At 63.6% G+C, this 7455-nt stretch carries 10 protein-coding genes; 7 read left to right on the forward strand and 3 right to left on the reverse strand.

Annotated features, from left to right (window positions below; all coding sequences use genetic code 11):
• From E4L98_RS12930 to E4L98_RS12945, 4 genes are all read left to right on the forward strand, one after another.
• A partial coding sequence (locus E4L98_RS12930) for a beta-ketoacyl synthase N-terminal-like domain-containing protein (protein WP_267874910.1) occupies positions 1–709 on the forward strand: 709 nt, incomplete at its 5' end.
• Positions 710–796: 87 nt separating this feature from the next.
• Positions 797–973, forward strand: coding sequence for a DUF3606 domain-containing protein (locus E4L98_RS12935; RefSeq protein ID WP_135201966.1), 177 nt, complete (start codon positions 797–799; stop codon positions 971–973).
• 32 nt (positions 974–1005) lie between these two features.
• Positions 1006–1356 carry a hypothetical protein gene (locus E4L98_RS12940; protein ID WP_229257381.1) on the forward strand — a complete coding sequence of 117 codons (351 nt, stop codon included), beginning with the start codon at positions 1006–1008 and terminating at the stop codon, positions 1354–1356.
• A gap of 11 nt (positions 1357–1367) precedes the next feature.
• A complete protein-coding gene (locus E4L98_RS12945) occupies positions 1368–1562 on the forward strand; it encodes a hypothetical protein (protein WP_135201967.1) in 195 nt (64 codons plus the stop codon).
• Positions 1563–1581: 19 nt separating this feature from the next.
• On the opposite strand, the gene E4L98_RS12950 is transcribed toward E4L98_RS12945, so the two are convergent.
• The gene (locus E4L98_RS12950) at positions 1582–2793 is read right to left on the reverse strand and encodes a cellulase-like family protein (protein WP_135201968.1); all 1212 of its coding nucleotides are present in this window, start codon (positions 2791–2793) and stop codon (positions 1582–1584) included.
• 161 nt (positions 2794–2954) lie between these two features.
• On the reverse strand, positions 2955–3533 hold the full coding sequence (locus E4L98_RS12955; RefSeq protein ID WP_135201969.1) for a TetR/AcrR family transcriptional regulator: 579 nt from the start codon (positions 3531–3533) through the stop codon (positions 2955–2957).
• A 125-nt stretch (positions 3534–3658) separates the two neighbouring features.
• Here E4L98_RS12955 and E4L98_RS12960 point away from each other — a divergent pair, with 125 nt between their 5' ends.
• The 3 genes from E4L98_RS12960 to E4L98_RS12970 all read left to right on the forward strand — a co-directional run bounded on the left by E4L98_RS12960 (position 3659) and on the right by E4L98_RS12970 (position 5759).
• A complete protein-coding gene (locus E4L98_RS12960; RefSeq protein ID WP_135201970.1) occupies positions 3659–4333 on the forward strand; it encodes a glutathione S-transferase in 675 nt (224 codons plus the stop codon).
• Positions 4334–4495: 162 nt separating this feature from the next.
• Positions 4496–4669, forward strand: coding sequence for a gamma-glutamylcyclotransferase (locus E4L98_RS12965; RefSeq protein WP_229257382.1), 174 nt, complete (start codon positions 4496–4498; stop codon positions 4667–4669).
• A gap of 244 nt (positions 4670–4913) precedes the next feature.
• On the forward strand, positions 4914–5759 hold the full coding sequence (locus tag E4L98_RS12970) for an NAD(P)H-binding protein (protein WP_135201971.1): 846 nt from the start codon (positions 4914–4916) through the stop codon (positions 5757–5759).
• Here E4L98_RS12970 and E4L98_RS12975 read toward each other — a convergent pair.
• Positions 5714–7228, reverse strand: coding sequence for a methyl-accepting chemotaxis protein (locus E4L98_RS12975; protein WP_135201972.1), 1515 nt, complete (start codon positions 7226–7228; stop codon positions 5714–5716). The genes E4L98_RS12970 and E4L98_RS12975 overlap by 46 nt on opposite strands.
• Positions 7229–7455 lie beyond the last annotated feature (227 nt).

Here is a 7455-nt window from a genome sequence, read left to right on the forward strand (position 1 = left end):
GGCCGACGTCGCCGTCTGCGGCGGCGCCGAGGCGTGCATCGACCGCGTCAGCCTGGGCTCGTTCGCGGCCATGCGCGCGCTGTCCACCGGCTTCAACGACGCGCCGGCCACCGCGTCGCGGCCGTTCGACCAGGCGCGCGACGGCTTCGTCATGGGCGAAGGCGCCGGCATCCTGGTGATCGAGGAACTGGAACACGCGCTGCAACGCGGCGCCGTGCCGATCGCCGAACTGGTGGGATACGGCACCAGCGCCGACGCCTATCACATGACCTCGCCGCCGGACGACGGCAACGGCGGGCGCCGGGCGATGGAACTGGCGCTGCGCCAGGCCGGCGTGCCGGCATCGGCGGTGGGCCACCTGAACGCGCACGCCACCTCGACCTCGGTGGGCGATGCCGGCGAGCTGGCGGCGATACGGGCGGTGTTCGGCACGGACAGCGGCTTGGCGATCTCCGCCACCAAGTCGGCCACGGGGCACCTGCTGGGCGCAGCGGGCGGCGTGGAGGCCATCTTCACCATTCAGGCACTGCGCGACCAGCGGGCGCCGTCCACGCTGAATCTGACGCAGCGCGATCCGGCGGCGGACGGCCTCGACATCGTCACCGGCGCGCCCCAGCCGCTGCGGACCGACTACGCGATCTCCAATGGATTCGGGTTTGGCGGCGTCAACGCCAGCCTGCTGTTCCGCCGCTGGCCCGCCGGGCGGTGACGCGCCAAAGCCCCGCTTCGGTGTGCAAGCGAACCGAATAGTACCCTCGCGAATGATAGCTTGAGGCTTTCTGCCAAGGAGACCGCCATGTCCGACGATCTGAACAACCGCAGCGGCCAGGACCGCCTGCGCATCAACGTCAACGAAGAACATGAAGTGCGTTATTGGACGCAAGCGCTCGGCGTCAGTCGCGAGCAGCTGGAAGAAGCTGTCAAGTCGGCTGGCGTCATGGCCGCGGACGTGCGCAGGCATCTCGGCAAGTAGGCGCGGCGCGCCGTGACCAAGGAGGGGCCGATATGCCGCACCGGTCCGAACATCCGCGCACGCCGGACGGACGTTACGTCGTCGTGCGCGGGCGCCTATGGCGTATGAGTAACCCGGGCTTGTCCGAGCAGGCGCGAGTCCACCTCGTCAAAGCATTGATGGATGCGCGGCGGGCCGTGAAAGCCGCGCGCAAGCTGCAGGATGCAGCGGCCGAATCGGCCGCCCGCGCGGCCGTGGACGCGACGAAGCGTGCGCTTGGCGAACGCGGCCCGGTGTGGTGTGGTGGAATGATGGTGCGCCCGACTACAACCGCCGCCTCGCCGCCAACACCCCGTACGCGAAATGGTTTGCTGAAGCAAGCGCCGCCTAGCTTCAATTTCTGAAAGGGCATCCGATGGCATTCTTTGAACGACGGACACGGCTCGACGACGCGATGATCGTTGAAAACGCCATCTGGCTGGTCGGCCAGTCCGGCCTGGGCGCAGCCTTGTACTACATGCACAAAAAAGGCATATCGCGCGATGTGTCGGAGCGCGTGATCATCGGACCTGAATACCGGCGCAGCTATTTCCGCGCCCAGGCTCACTGAACAGGGCTGATCGCTTCGGCTACAGGCGCTCCCACAGCCTGCCGCGCCGCAGATCGGCCGCGATCGGGGCCGCCTTGATCATGCGCGTCAGCTCGCGATGATAATCGACATCGCGCCACATGCCGCGAAATTGCGGACCGCAGAAGTTGCTGGTGGCGATGGCGACCCAGCGCCCTGTCCCCGCGGCATGGCGCGCGCCCTGGGCACACAAATCCTTGATCCAGTCCCATTTGAGCAGCGGCCCGTCCTTGTAGTCGACCAGCGCCCAGCATTCCGTGGTGGCGAGCGGCTTGCCCAATTTCGCGCTGACCGCCGCCAGACGGTCGATGCGTTCCGTCAGCAGGCCATTCCAGTAAGCGGGGCGCGCACGGTAAACGCGCTCCGCATTCAAGGCCACGTTACGGTAGCCCCTGTCGTCGAAGCGCTCGTAGTGGTAGCCGACTGCCTTGTAAAACGCATCGCCCTTGGCTTGCGACATCCAGAGATGGTGCTCGAGCAGATCGAACTCGCCGACATCATGCTCGAGATAATCCTCGACGCGTTCGTTCGTGAACGAGAACAGCAGCGGCAACGCCGGATAGCGGGCGCGCACCCGCGACAGCGCGGCCTGCATATAGGCCAGCGAACGCGGCTCGGTCCATGCGCCCGTGCCATTGCCGCGATAGAACGGCGCCCATACATCCAGCGGCCACTCGTTACACAGATCCACATACAGCACCTGTTCGAGCAGGCCGGCGGCCTCGATGCGCTCCAGCGTGCGGATCCAGTAATCGCCCATCACTTGCGGGCCGGTGATTTTCATACGGGTGCGATCCTGGTCTTCGCGATACCAAGTGGAAAGGCCGACCTTGATGCCGCGCCTGGCGCACGCGCGCATGAAATCCAGCAGCGCCGGCATCACCTGTACCCGATTGATCGACGGGCTGCCCCAATCCTGCGTGTTCCATTGAGGCAGCAGCGTCCAGACACGCTCCGGCCCGTGCGCCACCAGGTGCGGATAAGCATCGATGCGCACGGCGTCGTAGCCGCGCTCGGCCAGTTCATCGAGCGCCACGTCCCAGTCCTCATAGCCGGCGCCGTCCCAGCGCCGTTCGAGCCAGGAGAAGTCCCACATCGTGATCGCGCGGGTGTGCCTGGGCGCGCTCCGGTCTTCGGCCTGCGCCGCCAGCGGCGTCGTGACGGCCAAGCCCGCGAGAGCCGACAGTCCGGTCAAAAATTCTTTTCGATTCATGTCCCCTCTCAGCATTATATGAACGCCGCCGCTGCCCGTTGCCAACCGCAGCCATCATTTGCGTATGTGCTATTTGATCGGCCACTTTCGCCCCAAGCCGTCATTGCGGACCACAGTCGCCGTACCTGATATCCCTACGACTATGCTTGCTCTGTAAGCAACTAGTTCTCAGCCGAGAACAGACCGGCTAAACGATAACTTTCAATAATTGAATCGAAGAGCTTTATATCTTGTCTTCCTCGCGCCATTAGCTGTGCCCCCGAAACGGCGGCAAAGATTGCCTGCGCGCGAAGTTCAGCAGGCTTCTTTTTAAACCCAGTTTCTTGTAGCACTTCACTTAGCCAAGTTAGGTTTACTTCTGCAAACGCTTGCACTTCAACTTGCACCTCGGAGGGCAAATCATCATATTCAGCAGTCATGAAGCTGCACAGGCAAATGCGATTACCGTTTTCCAATGACCGGCGAAATGTTTCTGGATAGCGGCCCAGTGCCTTCTCAGGTGCGCCTGCCTCCGTTGCCAGCAGGTCTAAGGTGGCTGCTGAGTCGGCAGCGTAGCGTCGCGCCACGGCAGCAGCCAAATCTGCCTTGCTTGGAAAATGGTGATAGAGACTAGCCGCCTTTATACCGACTTGCTCAGCCAAGGCGCGCAGGTTCAATCCCGCGTACCCATGAGATTGGGCAATGCGCGTGGCTGCGGCCAGAATCTTTTCGCTAGAGCTGGAATTCGCTTCGCTACTCAAGATGTTCCTCAATGAATGGTTGACTTCCGCCAGTATAGCGCATATCCTGCGGGCTAACTAACGTTCGTTAGGCTAATTTGCCGACATCCGTTTTTTTGCTATTCCATTAACCCCAGGAGCATCTAATGGCTACTCGTACCGCCTCAAATGACAGCAATATGACAGTCTATGACTTTCCTGTCGGCCCCTACCCGACGCGCGTGAGAATAGCCATCGCAGAGAAAAACCTTCAATCGAAAATTCATTACGAGTTCGTAGACTTATACAAGGGTGAACACAAAAAAACAGAGTTCATCGAGCAAAAAAATTTCTCGGGAACCCTGCCCGTACTGGAGCTGGCAGACGGCACGCTGATAGCTGAATGCACTGCCATCACCCAATACCTCGACACACTAGACGGGGCGCCTATCCTCACGGGTACCACGCCTTTGGAGCAGGGGGTAATTCACATGATGACCAAGCGAGCAGAAATTGAATTACTTGACGCTATCAGCGTCTATTTTCATCATGGCACACCAGGCTTAGGACCATTGGTAGAGGTATATCAGAATCAAGAATGGGGGTTCCGTCAACGTGACAAAGCGATTCGTGGCATGCACTACTTTGATAAGGTACTTCAGCAGCAATCTTATATTGCAGGGGAAAAATTTTCGATGGCGGACATCGCAGTCATAGGTGGGTTAGTCTTTGCTGCTATCGTCAAACTGGAAGTGCCGCCCGAATGCAAGGCGCTGCTGTCTTGGTATGAAAGAATGAAAATGCGCGACAGCGTTGCTCAACAACCGGCCTTTGCTAAGTAGGAGAGATTTGCGGCATCAGCGGCAATTGCTTGAAGAGGCCAGCACCGCGGCCATGGTGGAGATGGACTCGCCCGGCTTGAAACTCCTCACCGAGGCCGACCGCAAGGCGATATATGGATCTTCCGCTACGGCTCGCTGATCTGGAATTCCGCCATCCAGTCGGTGGAGAGACGGATTGCCCGCGTCGACGGCTGGCATCGATCGTTCTGCCTGTCGATCACGGCGTTGCGCGCTACGGCCGAGAGTCCGGGCCTGATGCTGGCGTTGGCCCGCGGCGGCTGTTGCCATGGCGCCGCGTACCGGCTTGCCGAGGAAGATATCCTCCGAGGACAATGACCAGCCGCGCGGCTTCCTCAGCCTGATCGAGGTGCGGATTCTACGGACTCGGCGGACAGGTACATCCCTCCAGGCCGAGATACCGGACAGGCGTACCGCAGCCCGATATCGAGCGCGCGAGGGAAGTCAGCCACAGCGTATAATCGCGCCATGACGATTGCTTGATTCCTTGCCATGCTTCCGCCATCAGGCCGCCACGTAAGCGGCCCGATGCGCTTCGCTCAATCAAACACAAGGAATTGTCATGCCTACCACTTTGCTCGTCACGGGCGCCTCCGGCCATCTGGGCCAACTGGTTTTACAGCATCTGCGCCGGCTCGGCGCCGGCCACACCATCGCCACATCCCGCACGCCATCCACAACGCAGCGCTACGCCGATTTCGATGACGCCGACAGTTTGCCGGCCGCATTTGCCGGCGCCCGGCGCCTGTTACTGATCAGCACCGCGCTGGTCAACGCCGGGCCGCGCCGTGTGGCGCAGCACCGCAACGCCATTGATGCGGCCATCGCGGCCGGTGTGGAAAGCATAGTCTACACATCCCTGCTCGGCGCCCAAGCCGATGACCATGCCGCGACCGAAACGATGCTGCGCGACAGCGGTCTGCCGCACGTCGTGCTGCGCAACGCGTATTACATGGAGCCGCTGTACGACACGCTGCGGGCCGCCGCGCGCAGCGGCGAACTGAGTTCCGCCGCGTCGCACGGGCGCGCCGCCTACGTGGCGCGCGATGATTGCGCACTGGCCGCAGCGCACGCGTTGCTGCTGCCGCCGGCCACGCGCCACTTCGACATCGTCGGACCGCAATCCCTGGATGGCGCCGACCTGGCGGCACTGGCCGCGGCGCATTTCGGCGCCCGTGTCGCATTCCGCGCACTCGGTCAGGATGAGCGGGTCGCGCAACTGACGCGGCAGGGCATGCCGCCGCCGATGGCGCGCATGATCTCGCACGTGGAAAAAACGCTGGATACGGGAATGATGGACAGCGTCAGCCAGGACTTCGCCACCCTGACCGGATGCCGGGCGCGGACGCTGGCCGACTTACTTCACAGCCGGAACACGTCCACCAGCCGCGCCAGCCCATCGGACTGACCGCGCATCGCACCGGCCGCCGCCGCCGATTCCTCGACCAGCGCCGCATTCTGCTGCGTCACCTGGTCCATGTCGGCGATCGCGCGGTTGACCTGCTCGATGCCGGCGCGCTGCTCCTGGCTGGCGTGGCTGATTTCAGCGATGATGGCGCTGACGCGCTGCACGCTGCTCACCACCTCGGCCATGGTGCGTCCGGCCTGATCGGCCAGCGCGCCGCCCTGCTCCACCCGCGCGCCCGATGTCGCGATCAGCGTTTTGATCTGCGCCGCCGCATCATGGCTGCGCTGCGCCAGCTGGCGCACTTCGGTCGCCACCACCGCGAAGCCACGTCCCTGCTCGCCGGCGCGCGCCGCTTCCACCGCCGCATTCAGCGCCAGGATATTGGTCTGGAACGCGATGCCGTCGATCACGCCGATGATCGCGCCGACCTGGTCGCCGGCCTGCTGGATCGCCGCCATGGTGTCCACCACCTGCGCCACCACCGCGCCGCCGCGCTGCGCCACATCGGCCGCGCCGGCCGCCAGCTCGCGCGCCTGCTGCGCGTGTTCGGCGTTCTGCCGCACGGCTGCCGTCAGCTGTTCCATCGACGCCGCCGTTTCCTCCAGCGCGCCGGCCTGCTGTTCGGTGCGCGCCGACAGGTCGGCGCTACCCGCCTCGATCTGCGCCGACGCCGTGACGATGGCCTGCGTGCCACCGCGCACTTCCGACACGATGCGATGCAGGCTGCCGTTCATCTCGCCCAGCGCGCCCAGCATCTGGCCCAGCTCGTCGCGCCGCTGCGTGGCGATGCGTCCGCCGAGATCGCCCTGGGAAATCGCCTGCGCCACCGCCAGCGCCGCGCGCAGCGGCCGGATGATCGAACGGCTCAGCATCAGGCTGGCCGCGATGGCGGCCGCCGCGACCACCACCATCACCAGCGCCATCAGCCGCACCGTGCGGTTGCCGTTGCCGGTTGCCTCGGCGGTGATCACCATGCTGCCGGCGGTCAGCTGCTTGATGGTCTGCGCCAGCAAATCGGACGGCTCCGCATCGATGCCGCGCACGCTGGCGCCAGCCGCCTCGGCGCTGCTGCCGGCCAGCATGGCGCGCGCGCTCACATAACGCTGGCGCTGCTGCGCGTGCAGGTCCACGAAGCGCGCCATGCTCTGCCGCGCCTCGCCGTCGAGCTGCGCCAGCACGGCGCGCGCCTTGCTGTCCACTTCCGCTTCGGCCGCCAGATAGGCATTCCACTGCTGCGCCTGCGCCGCGGGATCGGCCGCGCGCAGCAAGGTGTTTTGCCAGTGCAGCGCCTCGACCTTGTAGACCACGGCGATGTAACCGACCGCGCGCTCGCGCGCAAAATTCTTCTGCACCGCCTCGCCGGAATCGAGCAGCACCCGGTCCAGGCTATAGATACCGGCCAGACCGGCGGTCAGCGCCGCCAGCACGGCGACGACAAAAGCGAGAGGAAGTTTCAGACTGAGTTTCATGGTGGGCACGGGCGTAAGGGTGTCAGCAAAGCCGGCCAGTATGCCGCCCCGCGCGCCTACGGCAAAACGGAAAGTTTGCCGGGCTAGGATCGAAGAATTCGAAAATACCTATGAAATCAGGAAGGTACAGACAACAAAAAAGCCGCTCATGGCGGCTTGATCATTCGCTGTCTTGGCGTCCCCACGGGGATTCGAACCCCGGTACTCACCGTGAAAGGGTGATGTCC

This window comes from Duganella callida, assembly GCF_004614165.1.
In the GTDB taxonomy this organism is placed as follows: Bacteria; Pseudomonadota; Gammaproteobacteria; order Burkholderiales; family Burkholderiaceae_D; genus Rugamonas; species Rugamonas callida.